At 65.7% G+C, this 1,061-nt stretch carries 1 pseudogene; it reads left to right on the forward strand.

Going from position 1 to position 1,061, the window contains the following annotated elements:
* Window positions 1-1,061: pseudogene (locus tag VXJ25_RS09680) on the forward strand (serine-rich repeat glycoprotein adhesin); the annotation flags it as partial.

The following is a 1,061-nucleotide window of genomic DNA, read 5'->3' on the forward strand; positions in this document are numbered from 1 at the left end:
GACTCGGAGGCGCTGGCGGACTCCGACTCGGACTCGCTCTCGCTCTCGGAGGTGGATTCGGATTCGGACTCGCTCTCGCTCTCCGAGGTGCTGACGGACTCCGACTCGGAGGTGCTGACGGACTCCGACTCGCTCTCCGACTCGGACTCGCTCTCGCTCTCCGACTCGGAGGTGGATTCGGACTCGCTCTCGCTCTCGGAGGTGGATTCGGATTCGGACTCGCTCTCGGACTCGGAGGTGCTAGTGGACTCCGACTCGCTCTCCGACTCGGATGCGGACTCCGACTCGGAGGCGGACTCCGACTCGGACTCGCTCTCGGAGGTGGATTCGGACTCCGACTCGCTCTCCGACTCGGACTCGCTCTCGGACTCGGAGGTGCTAGTGGACTCCGACTCCGAGGTGCTGACGGACTCGCTCTCGGACTCGGACTCGCTCTCGGAGGTGGATTCGGATTCGGACTCCGACTCGCTCTCGGAGGTGGATTCGGACTCCGACTCGCTCTCGGACTCCGACTCGCTCTCGGACTCGGAGGTGCTAGTGGACTCCGACTCGCTCTCCGACTCGGAGGCGGACTCCGACTCGGAGGCGGACTCGGAGGTGCTAGTGGACTCCGACTCCGAGGTGGATTCGGACTCGGACTCGCTCTCGGACTCGGACTCGCTCTCGGACTCGGAGGTGGATTCGGACTCCGACTCGCTCTCGGAGGTGGATTCGGACTCCGACTCGCTCTCGGAGGTGGATTCGGACTCCGACTCGCTCTCCGACTCGGACTCGCTCTCGATCTCGGAGGTGCTAGTGGACTCCGACTCGGAGGCGCTGGCGGACTCGGACTCGGAGGTGCTAGTGGACTCCGACTCGGAGGCGCTGGCGGACTCGGAGGTGCTGACGGACACCGACTCGCTCTCCGAGGTGCTGACGGACTCCGACTCGCTCTCGATCTCGGAGGCGCTGGCGGACTCGGACTCGGAGGCGCTGGCGGACTCCGACTCGGACTCGCTCTCGCTCTCGGAGGTGGATTCGGATTCGGACTCGCTCTCGCTCTCCGAGGTGCTGACGGACTC

The sequence above is a fragment of the Olsenella absiana genome, assembly GCF_036408855.1.
Classification (GTDB): Bacteria; Actinomycetota; Coriobacteriia; order Coriobacteriales; family Atopobiaceae; genus Olsenella_K; species Olsenella_K absiana.